Genomic DNA, 19,868 nt, shown 5'->3' with positions numbered 1-19,868 from the left:
AATGATCAGCCAAACCGGGCGGGCGAGGAGATATGTAGTGGTTGACGGTCACGAGTCGCACCAGCCAATCGGCGAGCCAGCGGAGCCTGTGACCGCTGCCACCGAGGAGAAGAAGACTTCTCGGGCGGGCCGCAACCTGCCCGCTGCAATCAGTGTCGGGGTCGGTCTTGGTGCCATCATCGTCGCGGTGCTGCTGCTCGCGCCGCGTGGATGGGTCGGCATCGTCGCCATCGCTGTCGGGCTAGCGATATGGGAGCTGTTCAAGCGGTTGCGCCAGCAAGGCGTGTACCTGCCCCTCATCCCGATGGTGGTCGGGGGACCGGCGACCGTGCTCGCGGCGCTGCCCTTCGGGATAACCGGGGTCTTCACAGGCTTCGCCGTCACCACCGTGACATGCATGATGTGGTGCCTGCTCCGCAATGGCCTGTCGGGCAAGCCCGAGAACTATGTGCGAGATTCCGCGATCACCCTGTTCGTCGCGACCTGGGTGATCCTCTTCACTAGCGTGGGAGCGATGCTCGTCCTCACAGAGAAGGGCGCTGGCCCCATCTGGGTGCTGATGATCGGCGTGATCTGCTCGGACGTGGGCGGCTACACCGCTGGGGTGCTGTTCGGCAAGCATCCGATGGTGCCGCAGATCAGTCCCAAGAAGTCGTGGGAGGGATTCGCGGGCTCGATGATCGCCGGGATCATCGGCAGCATTCTCACGGTCACTCTGATCCTCGGGGAGCATCCGCTCATCGGAGCGCTCATCGGCGCCGCGCTCGTAATTTTCGGGACGCTCGGCGACCTCATCGAGTCACAGTTCAAGCGCGATCTCGGCATCAAGGACATGGGTACCCTCCTGCCTGGCCATGGCGGGCTCATGGACCGGCTCGACTCGCTGGTCGTCGCGGCGGTCGTGCTGTGGGTGTTCGTGATGCTTCTCGGCTATCCACTGACTGTCTAGCAGCAGCTCGGCGGGGGAGGATCGCCAAGGAATGCTCCGGAGCGGGCGGCGCAAGGGAACCATCACGATCCCGAGTCCCAACATCTGGCACTGGCCCGAGATCTATGAGATCGAGAACCTGGCCCAGGACCATGCTGGAGCCATCCCCGCGGAGCTCCAGCGCCACGCCCGCTGGTCCGGGGCACGCATCGTGGACATCGGGTGCGGCACCGGATTCCACCTGCCACTGTTCGCCTTGCAGGCGCAGGCCGTCACTGGTATCGAGCCGCACCCGCCGCTCGTCGCAGCGGCCCGCGAGCGCATCGCGGGCTTCGGCAATGTGACGGTGCTCCACGGCCGGGCCGATGCGATCCCGCTTCCCGCTTCAAGCGTGGACATCGTGCATGCGCGCACCGCCTACTTCTTTGGCCCAGGCTGCGAGCCTGGCATCAGGGAAGCACTGCGGGTGCTCGTGCCGGGGGGCTGGCTGCTGATCGTGGACCTCGACGTGACGGCCGGCCTCTACGGGGAATGGATGCGCGCTGACCTGCCCCGCTACGACCCAGCGGCCGTGGAGTCATTCTTCGAGCGCCAGGGCTTCGGGCTCGCGCGCGTCGACACTCGATGGACATTCCGCACGCGGGCCGATCTCGAGGCCGTCCTCGCCATCGAGTTCAGTCCCCGCGTCGCGAGCCGGGCTCGGCAGCAGGTGGTGGGAACGTGCCTGCCCGTGCGCTACCGCATCCATAGCCTGCGCAAGCCGACCTTCGAGGGCAGCAGGGCATAGCAGGACCGGAGACGCCGGGCAGGCACAGTCGTCAGGCCTCGGGGCGAGAGGCGGCTAGCGCAAGCCCTTCCTGGCCTCGCGCCGGAGCTGCAGGATGCGGATGCCGCCAATCGTCGCGGTGATGAGCACGCCGAGGATCGCGGCGCCGAGCAATGCCACGCCGAGCGGAATATCCATCTGCCACACGAGGAGGTGGATGGTCTGCGTCTCCAGGTTCTGCAGGATGAACACCAGCAGGACGATCAGCAGAGCCGCACCGATGATCAGCGCGGTCCACCAGGAGCCCGCGCGGGAATGCGGCAGGGCCTGCTTGGCAGGCTTGGGCTGCTTCCCCGGCTTCTTCTCGGATGCCGATGGCTTCGTCGAGGAGCTTCCGGCGGCGCTCGAGGACGCGGGGGACGGGGTGCTGGACGCGGAGCCCGAGCGGCCTGCTGATGGCTCCGGCGTCGGTTCCTTGGAGCGTGGGAACGGTTCCTGGGATGACGGGTCCGTAGATTTTGATGCCATGTGTTGATCATGGCTGATTTCGCGAGCACGCGCACTAGTTCGGAGTTCCCGGCGATCCGTGGGACACTGGTCCAGCCATGCCTGCGAATATTCCTCTTGTCTTCACCGCGCCCCGCCGTGGGATCCCTCCACGGCATTTTGCCGATCTTGATCCCGCCGAGCACAAGTCAGCCGTCTCGGAGCTGGGCCTGCCGGCCTTTCGCGCCGATCAGATCGCCCGCCACTACTACGGCCGGCTCGATGCTGATCCGCACGCGATGACCGACCTTCCTGCCGCCGCCCGCGCGACGGTCGCCGATGCCCTGTTCCCGCCGTTGCTCGAGCCGGTCCGGCACCTGGCCTGCGACCGGGGAGAGACCCGCAAGACCTTGTGGAAGGCCCACGACGGCACTCTCCTCGAGAGCGTCCTCATGCGCTACCGGGATCGCGCCACGGTGTGCATCTCGAGCCAGGCGGGGTGCGGGATGGCCTGTCCGTTCTGCGCGACCGGCCAGGCCGGTCTTGACCGGAACCTCTCCACCGCCGAGATCGTCGACCAGGTGCGGGCGGCTGCGGCCGCGATGCGTGATGGCGAGGTCGGCGATAGCCCCGGTCGGCTGTCCAACGTCGTGTTCATGGGCATGGGCGAGCCGCTGGCGAACTACAAGCGGGTGCTCGCCGCTGTGCGACGCATCACCGATCCTTCCCCGCGTGGGCTCGGGCTGTCCCAGCGCAACGTGACGGTCTCCACCGTCGGACTGGCGCCGGCGATCCGCAAGCTTGCCGACGAGGGACTCAGCGTCACCCTCGCGGTGTCGCTGCACACGCCTGATGATGAGCTGCGCGACACGCTCGTTCCGGTGAACAATCGCTGGTCGGTGGCCGAGGTGCTCGAGGCTGCCCGCTACTACGCCGATCAGACCGGGCGACGTGTATCGATCGAGTACGCGTTGATCCGCGACATCAATGATCAGCCGTGGCGCGCGGACTTGCTGGGCAAGAAGCTGCACAAGGCGCTCGGTCAGTTCGTCCACGTCAACGTGATCCCGCTGAACCCGACGCCGGGCAGCAAGTGGGATGCGAGCCCCAAGGCTGCCGAGGCTGAGTTCGTGCGGCGCGTGCAGGCGCAGGGAGTGCCGTGCACGGTGCGCGATACTCGTGGCCAGGAGATCGCGGCAGCCTGCGGCCAGCTCGCCGCTGAAGGCTGACCAGCCCTTCGCGTAGCTACCACGCTTGGTCAGCTCCCGTGGCCAAAGCGCATAGCTGCCACCGATATTTCGGTGGCAGCTATGGGAGATCCGTGGGATCGGCGCGCTATGGGTGGCAGATAGCCTGAGGCCCGCGCGCGGGGGCCGGCCTCGACCTTTTCTAGCGGCGCTTGGCCTTGCGCGAGTCGATGTTGTACTTGATCAGCAGGATGGCAATGGTGAGCCCGGTGCCGATGATGAAGATGTTCTCGATCATGCCGTCGTGATTGCCGATGAGGTACGCGAACACCATGACCGTGAAGAGCCAGCCCACGGCCTGGAACGCGGCAGGGAACTCGCCGTGCCAGCCCCAGCCCACGGAGGGCTCGTCCTGCGGGTCGATCTTCGATCGCGCGATGGCGCGCTCGAGGCCTGGATCGATTTCTGTGCTGGCCACCGTGGTTCCTCCTGATCGCCTGGACGCTGACGCGGCCCGGGCCTGCCCCGGGAACGCGTGGTCCACTGAGCTTATCGTGACACATCGCGCGCGGGCGCATCCGGGAGGGGTTGCTGAGCGCGGCGCGCGCGGCACCGCGTGGTGCGGGGGCGCGGGCGCATCGGCCACAATGGCGGGGTGACCTCACCGACTCGTGTTCTTCTCCTTGGCAGCACTGGCTCGATCGGCACGCAGGCCCTGGAGGTGATCGCGGAGAACCCGGAGCGCTTCGAGGTCGTGGGCCTGGCCGCCGGCGGCGGGAACGTGGACCTGCTGCGGCAGCAGATCGCCGCGGCGGGCGTGCCGGGTCACCGGGTGGCGGTCGCATCGGCTGGGGCAGCGGAGAGGCTGGGCGTCGAGGGCGTGCGCAGCGGCGCGGGCGCGGTCACCGAGCTCGTGGAGTCCGTCGAGGCAGACGTGGTGCTCAACGCCCTGGTGGGCTCGCTCGGCCTCAAGCCCACCCTGGCGGCGCTGGCCACGGGCGCGCGGCTCGCGCTGGCGAACAAGGAATCCCTGGTGGCGGGCGGCTCGCTGGTGCTCGATGCAGCGTCGCCCGGGCAGATCGTGCCGGTGGACTCGGAGCACTCGGCGATGGCGCAGTGCTTGCGGTCGGGCGCGCGCGGCGAGGTGGACCGCATCGTGCTGACCGCATCGGGCGGCCCGTTCCGCGGGTGGTCGGCCGACCGGCTCGAGCCGGTGACCCCGGAGCAGGCGGGGGCGCATCCGACGTGGTCGATGGGGCCGATGAACACCTTGAACTCGGCAACGCTGGTGAACAAGGGCCTGGAGCTGATCGAGACGCACCTGTTGTTCGGCGTGCCGTACGAGCAGATCGATGTCGTGGTGCATCCGCAGTCGATCGTGCATTCGATGGTGACGTTCGTCGATGGGTCCACGATCGCGCAGGCGAGCCCGCCGAGCATGCGCCTGCCGATCGCGCTGGCGCTGGGCTGGCCGGAACGGGTGGCGGGCGCGGCGCCGCGGCTGGATTTCGCGGAGGCGTCCTCATGGACGTTCGAGCCGCTCGATGACGCGGTCTTCCCGGCGGTGCGGCTCGCGAGGGAGGCCGGGATGGCCAGGGGCTGCTCCACGGCGGTGTACAACGCGGCGAACGAGGAGGCTGCTGCGGCGTTCCTCACTGCGGGCCTGCGTTTTCCCCGGATCGTCCGTATCGTGGAGGAGGTGCTCGCGGCCGCGGGCGAATGGTCGGCGGCGCCGTCGACGGTCGAGGATGTGCTCGCCGCGGAGGACTGGGCCCGTGCCCGTGCCCGTGAGCTCATCGCCCAGGAGGATGTAGCCCGCTCATGATGTTTGCGTTCGGCGTGACCCTGTTCGCGCTCGGCATTGGCTTGTCGATCGCGCTGCACGAGTACGGCCATTTCCTCACCGCCAAGGCATTCGGCATGAAGGTGCGCCGGTACTTCATCGGCTTCGGCCCGACGCTGTTCTCGTGGCGGCGCGGGGAGACGGAGTATGGGCTCAAGGCGATCCCCGCGGGTGGGTTCTGCGACATCGCGGGGATGACGGCTCTCGATGAGCTCGAGCCTGATGAGCACGAGCGAGCCATGTACAAGCAGGCCACGTGGAAGCGCCTGGTGGTGATGCTGGGCGGGCCGATGGGCAACTTCGTGTTCGGCTTCGTGCTGGTGATCGTGCTCGCGGTGGGCTGGGGCCTGCCCAACCTGATGCTGTCGTCGAGCGCGGTCGTGGGCGAGGTCGGATGCGTCGCCTCGTCGCAGGAGCCGCCCCGGCAGAATGCTGAGGGCCAGTGGGTGCCGGGAGGCGTCTCGGGCTGCTCGGGAACCGGTCCGGCCGAGGAGGCCGGCATCGAGCCGGGCGATCTGATCGTCGCGGTCGACGGGCAGCCGGTCGCGGACTTCGGCGAGCTGGTGCGCCTGGTGCAGCCCGCCGAGGGCGTCATCACGGTGACGGTGGAGCGTGGCGAGGAGCGCCTCGACTTCCCGGTGCGGGTGGAGCCCGCGCAGCGCTACGTGATCGATCCTGGGCAGTCCCTGGAGCAGGCGCGGCCGGAGACAGTCAGTGCTATCGGTGTCGGTGCTGGCCGCTTGGCCCCGCCCGAGCCCTTGGGCGTGCTGCCCGCGCTTCCCGCTTCGGTGTCCTTCACCGGCGATATGGCGGTGCTCACCTGGGACGCGATGCTGCGCATCCCCGAGCGCATGCCTGCGGTGGTGCGGTCGATCATGGGGGAGGAGCGTGACCCGGACACCCCGATCAGCGTGGTGGGGGCGAGCCGCATCGGTGGCGAGGTCGCCGAGCGCGGCTTGTGGGAAGTGTTCATCCTGCTGCTCGCGAGCCTGAACTTCTTCATCGGCCTGTTCAACCTGCTGCCGCTGCTGCCGCTCGATGGCGGGCATATCGCGGTCACCATCTACGAGTCCATCCGCAACCGCATCCGGCGCATGATGGGCAAGCCCAATGGCGCCCCGGTCGACTACACCAAGCTGCTGCCGATCACCTTCACCGTGATGCTGCTCGGCGGCGCGGTTATGCTGTTGACCATCACCGCCGACATCGTCAACCCGATCAGATTGTTCTAGTGGCGCACCCACGGCCACATCCCTTGCTGCGGCCCAGCGCGGAGCAGGGGCGCGAGACGTTGAAGGAAGGTTTGTTGTGACAGGCACGAGCTCGGCCGGAACCACGAATGCGATCGGCCTCGGGATGCCCGCGGGACCCGTCGAGGTCCTCGCGCCCCGCCGCCGCACCCGGCAGCTTATGGTCGGCTCGGTCGGCGTGGGCAGCGACCACCCGATCTCGGTGCAGTCGATGACCACCACCAAGACTCATGACGTGAACGCGACGCTCCAGCAGATCGCCGAGCTCACCGCGTCGGGCTGCGACATCGTGCGGGTCGCCTGCCCGCGCCAGGAGGACGCGGACGCGCTCGCCGAGATCGCGCGCAAGAGCCAGATCCCGGTCATCGCCGATATCCACTTCCAGCCGCGCTACATCTTCTCCGCGATCGATGCGGGCTGCGCCGCGGTACGGGTGAACCCGGGCAACATCAAGGAGTTCGACGGTCGCGTCAAGGAAGTGGCCAAGGCCGCGGGTGATGCAGGCATTCCCATCCGCATCGGCGTGAATGCTGGCTCGCTCGATCCACGCATCCTCGGCAAGTATGGCAAGGCCACCCCGGAGGCGCTCGTCGAGTCGGCTCTCTGGGAAGCGGGCCTGTTCGAGGAGCACGGCTTCGGCGACATCAAGATCTCCGTCAAGCACAATGATCCCGTCGTGATGGTGCGAGCGTACGAGTTGCTCGCCGAGCAGTGCGACTATCCGCTGCACCTCGGCGTGACCGAGGCTGGCCCGGCGTTCCAGGGGACCATCAAGTCGGCGGTGGCGTTCGGCGCGCTGCTCTCGCGCGGTATCGGCGACACGATCCGGGTCTCGTTGTCCGCGCCTCCGGTGGAGGAGATCAAGGTGGGCAACCAGATCCTGCAGTCGCTGAACCTGCGGCCGCGCAAGCTCGAGATCGTCTCCTGCCCGTCGTGCGGGCGCGCCCAGGTCGATGTGTACACGCTCGCCGACGAGGTCACCGCCGGCCTCGAGGGCATGGATATCCCGCTGCGCGTCGCGGTGATGGGCTGCGTGGTCAATGGGCCCGGCGAGGCGCGCGAGGCCGATCTCGGTGTCGCCTCCGGCAACGGCAAGGGCCAGATCTTCGTCAAGGGCAAGGTCATCAAGACCGTCCCGGAGGCGAAGATCGTGGAGACCCTGATCGAGGAAGCGATGCGCATAGCCGAGGAGATGGGCGAGAGTGGCACTGGTGGACCGGTCGTGACTGTCAGCTGAGCCACTGATCGGCGGGGCCCTGATAGCGGGCTCATCACGGCCTCGGCACGGTCGAGTTTCTGTTTTTTCGTTCTTGCCCCCCAAACGGGGTACCGCTGGACCCCTTTCTCGTGGCAATCTTGAGTTGTGCTGAAGTTGCTGGGTGCCCGTCCGCTGGGGTCGCGCGATACCCCCGCGGTGCTGCGCGCGCTCGACAACGACCCGATCGCGAGCTGCATGGTCGCCGCGCGCATCGAGGAGTTCGGGGTGGACCCTCGATTCCTGCGGGGCGAGCTGTGGAGCCGGGGCCGCCCCGAGGAGTCCCTCTGCTTCTCCGGGGTCAACCTGATCCCCCTGCGCGGTGATGAGACCGACATGCGATTCTTCGCGGATCGCGCCTGCCGGGGACCACGCATGTGCTCCTCGCTGGTGGGGCGCGCTGACCTGGTCCTTCCGCTGTGGGAGCAGCTCGAGAGCGAGTGGGGCGCGCCGCGCGAGATCCGCGACGAGCAGCCCATGCTTGCCCTGCCTGGCCCCCCGCGCTGCCAGTCCGACCCGTTGACCCGCCGGGCGCGCAAGGACGAGCTCGAGCCGTACCTCGATGCAGCGGTCAAGATGTTCATCGAGGAAGTCGGCGTGGATCCGCTCGCCCACGATGGGGGTCGTTCCTACCGCTACCGCATCGAGCGGCTGATCGAGTCGGGCCAGGCGTGGGTGCGCTTCGAGGGCGACGAAGTGGTGTTCAAGGCCGAGGTTGGCTCTACCTCGCGCCGGGTCGGCCAGATCCATGGCGTCTGGGTGCACCCCGACTACCGGGGGTGCGGGCTCGGAGCAGCAGGAACGGCAACGATCGCGCAGGCCATCGCGAGCTCGGGACGCATCGCGAGCCTGTATGTCAACAGCTACAACCGGGCCGCGCGCACCATGTACGCCAAGGTCGGCTTCCAGCAGGTCGCCACTTTCGCCACCGTGCTCGTGGACTAGCAGGCACCACCTTGCTCCTCGCGCCGGCCCCGCGCGCCCATTACTCTCGTTAGCATGTCGACCCGTACCGCCCTGCAGCCTGGAACCCTCTCACCGATCCGTGAGGTGCCTACCTCGATCGCCCGCCCCGAGTACGCGTGGCGCAAGACAGCGAAGGAAGGCCGCGAGCCGTGGGTGCAGACGCCCGAGGTGATCGAGAACATGCGCATCGCGGGACGCATCGCCGCCGATTCGATCGTCGAGGCGGGCAAGCGGGTCGAGCCAGGCGTCACCACGGACGCCCTTGATGCGGTGGTGCACGAGTACTTGTGCGATCACGGCGCCTACCCCTCGACCCTGGGCTACCGGGGCTTCCAGAAGTCCTGCTGCACCTCCCTCAACGAGGTGATCTGCCACGGCATCCCGGACTCGACGGTGATCGAGGACGGGGACATCGTCAAGATCGACGTGACCGCCTACATCGGTGGCGTGCACGGCGACACGTGCGTGACGTTCCTCGCTGGCAACGTCTCCGAGGAGCATCGCCTGCTCGTCGAGCGCACCAAGGCGGCACTCGACCGGGCGATCAAGGCCGTCAAGCCGGGGCGGCAGCTCAATGTGGTGGGCCGGGTCATCGAGTCCTACGCGAGCCGCTTCGGCTACGGGACGGTGCGCGCGTTCACCGGCCACGGCGTCGGCCCGACGTTCCACAACGGCCTCGTGGTGCTGCACTACGACGATCCCACCGTGGAGACCGTGCTCGAGCCTGGCATGACCTTCACGATCGAGCCGATGATCAACCTCGGTGGCATCGAGCATGAGATCTGGAACGACGGCTGGACCGTGGTGACCAAGGATCGCAAGTGGTCGGCGCAGTTCGAGCATTCGCTGGTGGTCACCGATACCGGTGCCGAGGTCCTTACCCTCCCCTCGGCGTGAGCTCCGCGCGTCCCTCGGGGGCGCTGCTTGTCGCGGGCACCACCTCCGATGCGGGCAAGAGCCTGATCGTGGCGGGCTTGTGCCGGGCCTGGGCCCGGCAGGGCGTGGCAGTGGCGCCGTTCAAGGCGCAGAACATGTCGAACAACTCGTTCGTCACCCTCGACGGTGGCGAGATCGGTCGTGCTCAAGCGTTGCAGGCGCGGGCATGCGGCCTCGAGCCCAGCACGCGGTTCAACCCGATCCTGCTCAAGCCAGGTTCAGATCGGCGCTCGCAGCTCGTCATTCATGGCCGCGCCGAGGGAATGGTGATGGCCGGTGACTATGTCGCGCGCCGCGCCTGGTTGCGGGATGTCGCCGCCGAGACGCTGCGCGGCCTGCGCGAGGAGTTCGACATCGTGGTGTGCGAGGGAGCGGGCTCGCCGGCCGAGATGAACCTGCGCCATTCCGATGTGGCCAACATGGGCCTCGCCGAGGCCGCTGATCTGCCCGTGGTGGTGGTGGGCGACATCGACCGGGGTGGCGTGCTGGCGCACTTCGTGGGCACGCTCGCGGTACTGTCCGCTGCCGATCAGCAGCGCGTGGCGGGATTCATCGTCAACAAGTTCCGCGGCGATCCTGAGCTGCTGCGCCCGGGCCTCGAATCCGTGGAGGAGCTGACCGGGCGGCCGGTGCTGGGCACGGTGCCGTTCCTGCATGATGTGTGGCTCGATGCGGAGGATTCGCTAGCGAGCCAGATCGGGCGCGTGGTCGGTGTGGCGGCGCCGCCGCTGGGTGGCGCGTGGCTGTCGGTGGCGGCGATCCGGTTACCGCGGGTATCGAACGCGACCGATGTGGAGGCGCTGGCCTGCGAGCCGGGCGTGGTGGTGCGGTGGGTCGATGATCCCGGCTCGGTGCTGGCCGCGGACCTCGTGGTGCTGCCGGGCAGCAAGGCCACCGTCGATGACCTGCGCTGGTTGCGCGAGCGTGGCCTGGACCGGGCGCTGCGAGCGCGGGCGGATGCGGGTGGTCCTCTGCTGGGCATCTGTGGTGGCTATCAGATGCTGGGCAGGACGATCCTCGACCCGGTGGAGTCCGGTTCCCCGGCACCAGTCGCGGGGCTGGGCCTGCTGGATGTGGTCACGGAGTTCGCGAGCGACAAGGTGCTCGAGCGCCCTGAGGGCAGGGGCAGCGCTGTGGGCGCGGGCATCTCTGTGCGGGGCTATGAGATCCATCATGGCCGCGTGACGCACAACGGCGAGGCACCGCTGCTGCATACCGCGTCGGGTGGCGAGGGCAGCGCGCGCGAGGCCTTGTGGGGCACCCATTGGCATGGTCTTCTCGACAACGACGAGTTCCGCCGCGCGTTCCTGGTGGAGGTCGCGCGGTTGCGTGGCGCGCGGGGCTTCCGGGTCTCGTCCAGCACATCGGTGGCGGGCGCGCGGGAGGCGCAGCTCGATGCGATCGCGGATGCGGTGGAGCAGGGGATCGGGCTGGCCCGGCTGGAAGCAGTGATGCGGGCGGGGTGCGGTAGTAGGGGCGAGCCGGGCTCGGTGCCGGTGCTGGAAGCGCGGCTGCGGTGGCCCTAGCTGGGTTCCAGGTAGCGCGTGAGCAGCTCGACCTGCTCGGCGCGGAGAGCCTCGAGCGTCGGGGGGCCTGCCATGATGGGGGCGGAGACGAGCCAGGATTGGCACAGCAGGAGGATCGTGTGCGCCATCGCTGCCGGGTCACCGTCGCGGATCGTGCCAGCGGCCTGCCCTTGGTGGATCATCTGCTCGAACGCCGCGATGCCCCAGTTCTGGGTGCGACCGCGGCGCTGGATGACGTAGGTGAGCATGATCTCGGGGTCGACGTCGATGACCTTCGCGAATAGCTTGTTCTCGCGGAGCGAGTCGGTGATGGCGAGAAGCGCGGTCGCTAGGTCCCGCAGTGAGTGAGCGTTGTGCTGGTCGTCGTTGCGGAGAAGCTCCTCGATGCCCGGAAGGCCCGTCCATTCACGGGTCATGACATCGCTCATGAGGCGACGCATGTCATTCCACTTGCGGTAGATGGACATGCGGGAGACATTGGCGCGACGGGCCACATCAGTGAGGGTGGTGCGTTTCCAGCCGACGGCGAGCACGCAGTCGCGCGCGGCATCGAGGATGGCGTCCTCATTGATAGACCTGTGACGACTTGCTGACATATGTCACAACGTAACATATGAGGCTGCCGTCGCACCGGTCCATCGGCAGCAGTGATCGACGCCTCGTGCCGTCTCTATCGACAGCAACGCCGCCATCCCGCATTATCAACCGGTGAGCACCGGCCGCGCTTTCCACTTTATCGTCAACCGCGAGGCCGGCGGCGGCGCTGCCGAGCGGACAGCCCTATCGGTGGCGCGCCGCATCCGGTCCGCGGGTCACGAGGTCCGGATCACCCCGAGCGCGGGGACGGAGCACTGCCGCGGCCTGATGCCCGGCTCCATCGCGCGCGGCAAGATCATCGTCGCAGTGGGCGGGGACGGTACGGTCGGCTCGCTCGCCGGCCTGGTATCCACGGTCGGCGGAACGCTCGGTATCGTGCCCGCCGGTCGTGGCAACGATCTGGCCCGGCAGCTCGGCATTCCACGCGCGCCCGCGGCGAGCGCGGCCTGCTTGCTGCACGGACCGGCCACGAGCATCGATCTCATCGATGTGGCCACCGCTAGCGGTGCGGGCCTTGTCGTGGGCAGCGCCTACGCGGGCGTGGAGTCCCTCGCCTCCGCCCTCGTGGAGCGCGCCCCACGCTTCCTCCCCGCCGCGCTCCAGTACCACTATGCAGCGGTCCGGGCACTTGCCTCGTTCCAGCCCCGCCAGTACGTCGTGGATGTCGACGGGGCGACCTACCGCTTCCGGGGATTCACCACCGTCATCGCGAGCTCGGGCTTCTACGGCAGGGGAATGCACATCGCCCCTGATGCCGACCCGGCGGACGGAATGCTCGACATCGTGATGATCTCGGCCGGCTCGCGCGCGAGATTGATGCGTGCCCTGCCGCGGATCTATCGAGGAGATCACGTCGCCCTGGCCGACGTCACGATCCTGCGCGGCAAGCAGGTGGAAGTCCGCACCGAGGGCCCGGGGGAGCAGCTCGAGGCGTGGGGCGATGGCGATCGGCTCGGCCTGCTCCCGCTGCGCGCGGCCGTGCGGCCCGCAGCGCTCGAGGTTCTCGTGCCGCGAGCCGTGCCATGACGCGATGGCTGCCTATGAGGACTATCGCGCGACGATCCCGATGTGTGCCGTGCCCCACCTCTGCAATCGAGTGAGTTCGCACAACTGTGCAGGTAGCGCCCCCGGCTCTCGCGTAACGTTCAATGCATGGAGATCGTCTCGAAGACAATGGGGGAGAACGACTACACGGTGCGATGCGGAGGGGACCAGCGCAACGCCGCCGTCCTCGTCCTCGTGCCCGGTAACGAGGCCGCCGAGGACTATGACGAGCTGTGCACCCGGCTGCACAACTCCGGCCTGCGCACCGTCACCGTTCCGGTCGCGACCGACACCCCCGACGCCGACATCCTTGCCCTCACCGACGCGCTGCAATTCGGCTGGGTCCACGTCACCGGCATCCGTTCCGCCACCCCGGTCGCCTGGCGGTTCGCCGCGCACCACTTCGATCGCACGAGCAGCCTCATTGTGCTCGGATCCGGGCATCCGGCCGCGGTGACCAGCCAGGACACGGCTACCGACGCCGCATGCCCCGCCGTCGAGGTCGGTACCACCATCATCGCGACCAGTCCGCGCGAGCTCGCCCATGCCAAGGCATCCGGCCAGCACGTCCGCGGCGATCTGCGCATCGTCACCACCACCGACACCACCGGCGCGCATTCCGAGCTGGGCGTGCTCGCCACCGAGGTAGTGCTGCGCTCGAACCCCTGGTGACCCACCCCGGCCGCTATTCGCGCTGCCTACCGGATCCGCGCCCCGAGCAACGCGTTCTCCACGACCTCGGGCAGCGCGGGATGCACCCAGTACTGCCCGCGGGCCAGCTCCGCCGCGGTCAGGCCGAACGTCATCGCTTGCACCAGTGACTGGATGAGCACGGTGGCGTGGGCGCCCAGCAGGTGCGCGCCCACGATCATTCCCGATGATCGTTCCACGAGGACCTTGCAGAACCCCGCAGGGTCATCCATCGCCCACCCGTACGCGACGTCCTTGTAGTCGAACACCGACTCCACCACATCGAGACCCGCTTCGCGCGCTGTCGCGCTGGTCTCTCCCACGGTCGCGATCTGTGGGGAGGTGAAGACGCCCGACGGAACCACCCGGTGATCGGTCTCGATCAGCTCGCCCGGGTGCAGCAGATTGTGCTGCACCACGCGCGCCTCATGGTTGGCGACATGCTTGAGCATCCACGGCGAGCACACGTCGCCGAGCGCCCACACCCCGGCCGCAGTGGTGCGCTGGTGCTCGTCCACCACGATCCGCCCGTCCTCGGTCGCGCGCACCGAGGTGTTGCCGAGGCACAGGTCCTCGGTAGCGGGAGCGCGTCCGGTGGCCGCGAGCAGCGCCGCGCACTCGAGGACGTCCCCGGTGGACAGGGTCACGCGAGCCCCGCCGGGTGCTTCCTCCACCGCGGTGACCTCGGCGTTCAGGCGGACGTTCCATTGCTTGCTAGCGAGAGCCGTGAATCGCTGGGAGATCTCCTCGTCGTGGTGGCGAAGCAGGGCGGGCCCGCGCTCGACGAGCGTCACCTCCACCCCGAGCGCGCCGAAGACGTGCGCGAACTCGGCGGCGATGAAGCCGCCGCCGACGATCACGAGCCGATTGGGCAGCCGCGGGATCCGCATGATGTCATCGGAGGTGTAGACAGGGACGCGCCCGCTGGCCACGGCATCGAAGGTGCAGAACTGGGCCGGGACCGTGGGGCGCGAACCCGTGGCGATGACGATCTGATCGGCACTGATCCGTTCCGGGGCCGGGCTCGCGGCACCGGTTTCCGGGCGCGCATCCGCGGCGTCGGCGGGCGCGAGCTCGAGGACATGATCCGAGACGAACCGGGCCTGCGTCGCGTAGACCGTGACGTTCGGGTTGTCCTCGCGGAACTGCTTCGCCGAGGCCTCGTTGGCATCGATGCGGGAGAAGATGCGCTTGACGATCGCTGGCCAGTCCACGGAATCCAGGCTCGCGGTGATGCCGAACCGGGCGGCCTCGCGGATGTGGGCGGCCACGTCCGCCGTGTAGACGAACATCTTGGTGGGGATGCACCCGACGTTCAGGCAGGTCCCGCCGAACTTGTTCGACTCAATGATCGCGACCTTCTTGCCCGCGAACTTGCGATTGACGATCATATTGCCGGAACCGGCCCCGATGATCGCGATGTCATAGTGCTCCACGTGTGAACCTCCGGTCCGCTGCTCCCGGTCAGCGCACCGGCGCGTCGCTCGTTTCCCTGCCACCTGCTGCTGCGGTGCCATCCATTGCGGGCCGCGCGGGTGCCTCCCGGCCAGCGAGCCAATCGAGGAACACACCAAGCTCGAGCATTGCTTCCGACAACGCCGGCTCGTTGGAGAGGAACACATCGTGCCGCGCGCCCTCGATCGGGACCACGGACACGCGATTGCCGACGCAGCCCGACCACTTCGCGATCTGGCGGACATCGAGCACGCAGTCCACGTTATCGATCTCCGGCTGGTAGTGGGGAGAGAACCATGTCCGGTCCGAGCGCAGGATCAACGACGGCACCCCGGTGTCGAGGCCGCGGTGCAGCTGCAGGTGACCGCGGCGAACCGCCCTCAGCCACCCGAACCGCGCCGCGTACCCGCCGTAGGGCTTCCAGGTGGTGTCGAAGTCCCACTGGCCGTGGCGGTCCCGGTGCAGGCTCGACCCATAGCCATCGAACTTCGCGTCCTGGGCGATGCGCAGCGGCTGCACCCGCCCCACCGCATCGATGGCGGCCGTGCCAACGCTGCGCAGCCACCAGGATCCCTGCATGTCGAACCAGGGGCTATTGAGCACCATGCCGATGATCCCGCGACTGCTCGTGCCGCCCTCGGATTGCTCCAGCCGATCCAGCCACAGGGGCAGGATCAGCCCGCCGGTGGAATGGGCGGAGACGACGATGCGGTCCCCGGGCCCCGGGCCGAGCTCGCCGCGAATGATGTCGATCGACGCGCCGAGCTCCTCGTCGTAGACCGCGAGATCGGTCACAAAATGCGGTGTCAGGCCGGGGCGCTGCGAGCGCCCGCACTTGCGCAGGTCCAGGGCGTAGAACGCGTGCCCCGCAGCGGCGAATGCCTCGGCAAGATGCCGCTGGAAGAAGTAGTCCGAGTACCCGTGCACATACAGCGCAGCGCTGTGAGCAGCGGGAAACCGGCCCTCCGGCGGCGCGTGGCGCACCAGCGTCGCGACGATCTCGCCCTCCCCATCAGGGTCGGTGCCCAGCTCGATCGTGCGCTGCTCGAAGTCTTCCCCCAGGATGTCCGCGGTCCATGTGGTCACGAAAACACCCTATCGCGCATACTGCTAGAACACAGATGAGGCAGGATGGAACACACCGCACGCGGACCTGCGCGGACGGTGACAGCATCACGCTCATGCACCCGCTAGGGTCTATGGGAGGTTGATGGGTGCCGAACGACCGGACAAGAAAGTTGAGTCCAGTGCCAGAACATGATGCGCATGACCGGAGCAACGCTTCGAGCGGCGGAATTACCGAGCAGTCAGTCGATGTCGCGCTGATCGGCGCGGGAATCATGAGCGCCACGCTCGGATCCCTGCTCACCGAGCTCGAGCCAGACTGGACCGTCTCGCTGTTCGAGCGGCTCGATGCCGCCGCCGCCGAGAGCAGCGACCCCTGGAACAATGCCGGGACGGGCCACTCCGCGCTGTGCGAGCTGAACTACACGCCGCAGAACGCCGACGGCAGCGTCAGCATCGACAAGGCGATCGACATCAACGAGCGCTTCCAGGTGTCGCGCCAGTACTGGGCCTACGCGGTGGAGAAGGGCATCCTCGGCAACCCCTCCCGGTTCATCAACCCAGTGCCGCACATCAGCTTCGTGCATGGCGAGGACAACGTGAAGTACCTGCGCAAGCGGTACGACGCGCTCGCTGGCGAGACCCTCTTCGAGGGCATCCAGTACACGCAGGACCGCAGCACGTTCTCCGAGTGGCTGCCCCTGATGGCGCGCAAGCGTGACTTCAGTGACCCGATCGCCCTCAACCGCTTCGATCTCGGCACCGACGTCGACTTCGGGGCACTGACCCGCCAGCTCCTCACCCACCTCGGTGCTTCCGGCTACGACGTGCGGTTCGGGCACGAGGTCGCCAACATCACCAAGCAGAGCGACGGCCGCTGGAAGCTCAAGGTGCGCAACGTCCGCACTGGCGCCAAGCGCACTGTCATCGCTCGGTTCGTCTTCGTCGGCGCTGGCGGCGGCGCGCTGCCCCTCCTGCAGAAGTCTGGCATCAAGGAGATCAAGGGCTTCGGCGGCTTCCCCATCAGCGGCCAGTTCCTGCGCTGCACCAATCCTGACCTCATCAAGCAGCACGAGGCGAAGGTATACGGCAAAGCCGCCGTGGGCGCGCCGCCCATGTCCGTCCCGCACCTCGATACCCGTGTCATCGCGGGGGATCGCGGCCTCCTCTTCGGCCCGTACGCGGGCTGGACGCCGAAGTTCCTCAAGGAAGGCCACCTGACCGACCTGTTCCTGTCGGTCAAGCCGAGCAACATCCTCCAGATGATGAGCGTCGGCATCCACGAGATGGGGCTCACCAAGTACCTCATCGAGCAGGTCGTGCAGTCCGACCAGACCCGCATCGACGCCCTGTCCGAGTTCATCCCGGATGCCGACGGCAAGGACTGGGATCTCATCACCGCCGGGCAGCGCGTGCAGACCATCCGCACCGGCAAGGACACCAAGGGAACGCTGGAGTTCGGTACCGCCATCGTCGCTGCCGAGGACGGCTCCATCGCCGGGCTGCTCGGTGCCTCGCCAGGCGCATCGACCTGTGTCTCTGCGATGCTCGAGGTGCTCGAGCGGTGCTTCACCACGCGCTACAAGACGTGGGAGAAGGAACTGCAGCGCATGATCCCGTCCGTCGGCCGCCAGCTCAACGCCGAGCCCGCGCTGTACCAGGAGCTGTGGGACTGGACCAACAACGTGCTCAAGCTCGTCCCTGAACCGGAGCCGACCGCTGCCGCCGCGGCTGCCGACGCCCCGTCGGCGGAGGTCTCCGCTGGTGCTGGCTCTCCCGCCGAGGATACGGGCCTGGGCGGCGAGCCCACCGAGCGATCGGCCGGGGAAGCGCCCAGCGAATCGTGATCCAGGGCCGCCCCGGCGAACCGGGCGACACGCCCGGCTACCCGTTCAGCGCGATCGTTGGACAGGACCAGCTGCGCCTTGCCCTGATCCTCTGCGCCATCAGCCCCGCCATCGGCGGGGTGCTGGTGCGTGGCGAGAAGGGCACGGCCAAGTCCACCATCGTGCGCGCCCTCGCCCGGCTCCTGCCAGCCCCGCTAGCGGGGACCGAGCAGCACAGGGCGCCGCTGGTGGAGCTGCCCATCGGCGCCACCGAGGACAGGGTCGTCGGCTCGATCGACCTCGAGCGCGTCCTGCGCGACAGCGAGCACGCGTTCCGGCCGGGGCTCCTCGCCCGCGCGCACGACGGCGTCCTGTACGTCGACGAGGTGAACCTGCTCCACGATCACCTCGTCGACGTGCTCCTCGATGCCGCCGCCATGGGACGGGTCCATGTCGAGCGCGACGGCTTCTCCCACGCTTATCCCTCCCGGTTCGTGCTCGTCGGCACCATGAACCCCGAGGAGGGCGAGCTGCGACCGCAGCTGCTCGACCGCTTCGGCCTTGCCGTGGATGTCGCCGCTTCCCGCGATCTCGACATCCGCACCGCCGTCGTGATGCGACGGCTCGACTATGAGCGTGATCCCCAAGCCTTCGCCGATGCCTACGCCCCCGCTGACGCGCAGCTAGCCGACCGCATCCGCGAAGCACGGGACGCGGTAGCGGCTGTGCGCCTTCCCGAGCGGGAGATCCGGCGCATCGCCGCCATCTGCGCCCGGCTCGATGTGGACGGCATGCGCGCGGACCTCGTGATCGCTCGCGCCGCCACCGCGCACGCCGCCTGGCGGGGCGGCAGCACAGTCACCGAGGACGACATCCGCATAGCTGCGGAGCTCGCGCTGCCGCACCGCAGGCGCCGCGATCCGTTCGACGAGACAGGCATGAGCGAGGACGAGCTCGACGAAGCGATCACCGAGGCCCGTTCCGCGGTGGGCGACGAGGACGAGCCCGGCACATCGAGCAGTGATGATCAAGGTCCCGATGCCTCGGGCGCCAACGGGGACGACGGCCCGACCGGCGATGGAGGCCCGAACGACGACGGCCCCGACGACGACGGCCCCGGCGACGATGGCCCCGAGGACGACGGTCCCGGAGGGGGCGGGGAGCCGCAGCCGGAGCCGCCCCAGGGCCCGAGCGGGAAGGCCCGCGAGCGAACGGCAGGCGCGCCCGGCCCGGGATTCACCGCGCCCCGCTTCGAGCTGCCAGGACGGGGCTCGGGCGCGGCGGGCCGCCGGTCCCGCTCGGTCTCCCCACGGGGCCGCATCGTCCGCGCGGGGCCCTATACCGGCAGCGGGATGCACGCACCCGCGACGATCCGGGCTGCCGCCGCCGAGGTCCCGCGACGGGGCGGGCTCGCCATTCGTCTCGAGGACATGCGTGGCGCGGCGCGCGAGGACCGGGAGGGCAACCTGGTGATCTTCGTCGTCGATGCATCCGGCTCGATGGCCGCGCGCGACCGGCTCTCCGCCGTGACCGGCGCCGTGCGCTCGCTGCTCCGTGATGCCTACCAGCGGCGCGACAAGGTCGCCGTGATCACCCTGCGGGGCACCAGCGCTGACATCGTGCTGCCCCCCACTGGCTCGACCGATGTCGCTGCTCGTCGCCTGCGCGACCTCCGCACCGGCGGCCGCACCCCGCTCGCGGAAGGACTGGTCGAGGCTCGTGGACTCATCCAGCGCGAGCGCCGCCGCGACCCTGACCGGCGGGCGCTCGTGGTCCTGCTGACCGACGGCCGCGCCACCGCGGGCCCAGAACCTGTCGCGCGCGCCCGGACGGCAGCGCGCGGCATGGCGAGGGACGGCATTGCCTCGATCACCATCGATTGCGAGCACGGCATGGTCTCGCTCGGCCTTGCTGCCGAACTCGCCCACCACCTCCGTGGTGGATACGTACGGTTGAACCAGTTGTCCGCCAGCACCGTCTCCGGCGTGGTCCGCGCGGCACGCGGGCCCGGGGCCGCCGCGGCCTAGCCGCTCCAGATCTCGGGCAAT

At 68.5% G+C, this 19,868-nt stretch carries 18 protein-coding genes; 13 read left to right on the top strand and 5 right to left on the bottom strand.

The features are described from left to right. Window positions 1–37 precede the first annotated feature (37 nt). Both FXO18_RS05405 and FXO18_RS05400 read left to right on the top strand, forming a co-directional pair. Window positions 38–949 (top strand): phosphatidate cytidylyltransferase, encoded by a 912-nt coding sequence (locus FXO18_RS05405; RefSeq protein ID WP_235900458.1) that lies wholly within the window; start codon window positions 38–40, stop codon window positions 947–949. 31 nt (window positions 950–980) lie between these two features. Continuing rightward, on the top strand, window positions 981–1,715 hold the full coding sequence (locus tag FXO18_RS05400; protein WP_149359965.1) for a class I SAM-dependent methyltransferase: 735 nt from the start codon (window positions 981–983) through the stop codon (window positions 1,713–1,715). Window positions 1,716–1,769: 54 nt separating this feature from the next. On the opposite strand, the gene FXO18_RS05395 is transcribed toward FXO18_RS05400, so the two are convergent. Further along, a complete protein-coding gene (locus FXO18_RS05395) occupies window positions 1,770–2,222 on the bottom strand; it encodes a LapA family protein (RefSeq protein WP_149359964.1) in 453 nt (150 codons plus the stop codon). A 77-nt stretch (window positions 2,223–2,299) separates the two neighbouring features. Between FXO18_RS05395 and rlmN the strand changes: the two genes are divergently transcribed. After that, a complete protein-coding gene (gene rlmN / locus FXO18_RS05390; protein ID WP_149359963.1) occupies window positions 2,300–3,409 on the top strand; it encodes a 23S rRNA (adenine(2503)-C(2))-methyltransferase RlmN in 1,110 nt (369 codons plus the stop codon). A gap of 160 nt (window positions 3,410–3,569) precedes the next feature. Here rlmN and FXO18_RS05385 read toward each other — a convergent pair whose 3' ends face one another. Next, a complete protein-coding gene (locus FXO18_RS05385; protein WP_149359962.1) occupies window positions 3,570–3,845 on the bottom strand; it encodes a DUF2631 domain-containing protein in 276 nt (91 codons plus the stop codon). 177 nt (window positions 3,846–4,022) lie between these two features. Between FXO18_RS05385 and dxr the strand changes: the two genes are divergently transcribed. The 6 genes from dxr to FXO18_RS05355 all read left to right on the top strand — a co-directional run bounded on the left by dxr (window position 4,023) and on the right by FXO18_RS05355 (window position 11,143). Beyond that, window positions 4,023–5,192, top strand: coding sequence for a 1-deoxy-D-xylulose-5-phosphate reductoisomerase (dxr, locus tag FXO18_RS05380; RefSeq protein ID WP_149359961.1), 1,170 nt, complete (start codon window positions 4,023–4,025; stop codon window positions 5,190–5,192). Continuing rightward, window positions 5,189–6,442, top strand: a complete 1,254-nt coding sequence (locus FXO18_RS05375; protein WP_149359960.1) for a M50 family metallopeptidase — start codon at window positions 5,189–5,191, stop codon at window positions 6,440–6,442. The genes dxr and FXO18_RS05375 overlap by 4 nt, the downstream gene beginning before the upstream one ends. Window positions 6,443–6,566: 124 nt before the next feature. After that, entirely contained in the window at window positions 6,567–7,697 is a 1,131-nt protein-coding gene (ispG, locus tag FXO18_RS05370) for a flavodoxin-dependent (E)-4-hydroxy-3-methylbut-2-enyl-diphosphate synthase (RefSeq protein ID WP_149360143.1), read from the top strand. Between the two features lie 126 nt (window positions 7,698–7,823). Next, complete coding sequence (locus FXO18_RS05365) at window positions 7,824–8,660, top strand: GNAT family N-acetyltransferase (RefSeq protein ID WP_149359959.1); 837 nt, start codon at window positions 7,824–7,826, stop codon at window positions 8,658–8,660. 54 nt (window positions 8,661–8,714) lie between these two features. Continuing rightward, on the top strand, window positions 8,715–9,578 hold the full coding sequence (gene map, locus FXO18_RS05360) for a type I methionyl aminopeptidase (RefSeq protein ID WP_149359958.1): 864 nt from the start codon (window positions 8,715–8,717) through the stop codon (window positions 9,576–9,578). Further along, window positions 9,575–11,143 (top strand): cobyric acid synthase, encoded by a 1,569-nt coding sequence (locus FXO18_RS05355; RefSeq protein WP_149359957.1) that lies wholly within the window; start codon window positions 9,575–9,577, stop codon window positions 11,141–11,143. The genes map and FXO18_RS05355 overlap by 4 nt, the downstream gene beginning before the upstream one ends. Here FXO18_RS05355 and FXO18_RS05350 read toward each other — a convergent pair. Beyond that, window positions 11,140–11,739 carry a TetR/AcrR family transcriptional regulator gene (locus FXO18_RS05350; protein WP_149359956.1) on the bottom strand — a complete coding sequence of 200 codons (600 nt, stop codon included), beginning with the start codon at window positions 11,737–11,739 and terminating at the stop codon, window positions 11,140–11,142. The two genes, FXO18_RS05355 and FXO18_RS05350, sit on opposite strands and share 4 nt — an antisense overlap. A 112-nt stretch (window positions 11,740–11,851) precedes the next feature. Here FXO18_RS05350 and FXO18_RS05345 point away from each other — a divergent pair, with 112 nt between their 5' ends. After that, the gene (locus FXO18_RS05345; RefSeq protein ID WP_235900457.1) at window positions 11,852–12,766 is read left to right on the top strand and encodes a diacylglycerol/lipid kinase family protein; all 915 of its coding nucleotides are present in this window, start codon (window positions 11,852–11,854) and stop codon (window positions 12,764–12,766) included. A 126-nt stretch (window positions 12,767–12,892) separates the two neighbouring features. Continuing rightward, window positions 12,893–13,456, top strand: coding sequence for an alpha/beta hydrolase (locus FXO18_RS05340; protein ID WP_149359955.1), 564 nt, complete (start codon window positions 12,893–12,895; stop codon window positions 13,454–13,456). A gap of 26 nt (window positions 13,457–13,482) precedes the next feature. Here the strand turns inward: FXO18_RS05340 and FXO18_RS05335 are convergent, their stop codons facing one another. Together FXO18_RS05335 and FXO18_RS05330 are read right to left on the bottom strand one after the other, a co-directional pair. Next, the gene (locus FXO18_RS05335) at window positions 13,483–14,910 is read right to left on the bottom strand and encodes a mycothione reductase (RefSeq protein WP_149359954.1); all 1,428 of its coding nucleotides are present in this window, start codon (window positions 14,908–14,910) and stop codon (window positions 13,483–13,485) included. Window positions 14,911–14,938: 28 nt separating this feature from the next. Continuing rightward, on the bottom strand, window positions 14,939–16,015 hold the full coding sequence (locus FXO18_RS05330) for an alpha/beta hydrolase (RefSeq protein WP_149359953.1): 1,077 nt from the start codon (window positions 16,013–16,015) through the stop codon (window positions 14,939–14,941). Between the two features lie 161 nt (window positions 16,016–16,176). Between FXO18_RS05330 and mqo the strand changes: the two genes are divergently transcribed. Together mqo and FXO18_RS05320 are read left to right on the top strand one after the other, a co-directional pair. Further along, complete coding sequence (gene mqo, locus FXO18_RS05325) at window positions 16,177–17,841, top strand: malate dehydrogenase (quinone) (RefSeq protein WP_407936426.1); 1,665 nt, start codon at window positions 16,177–16,179, stop codon at window positions 17,839–17,841. Beyond that, window positions 17,838–19,847, top strand: coding sequence for a VWA domain-containing protein (locus FXO18_RS05320; protein ID WP_235900456.1), 2,010 nt, complete (start codon window positions 17,838–17,840; stop codon window positions 19,845–19,847). Before mqo ends, FXO18_RS05320 begins: the two co-directional genes overlap by 4 nt. The last annotated feature ends 21 nt before the right edge of the window (window positions 19,848–19,868 follow it).

It is taken from the genome of Lolliginicoccus suaedae (genome assembly GCF_008312885.1).
GTDB lineage: Bacteria > Actinomycetota > Actinomycetes > Mycobacteriales > Mycobacteriaceae > Lolliginicoccus > Lolliginicoccus suaedae.
The sequence above is the reverse complement of the archived record's forward strand: the minus strand, read 5'-3'. Positions and strand labels throughout refer to the sequence as shown.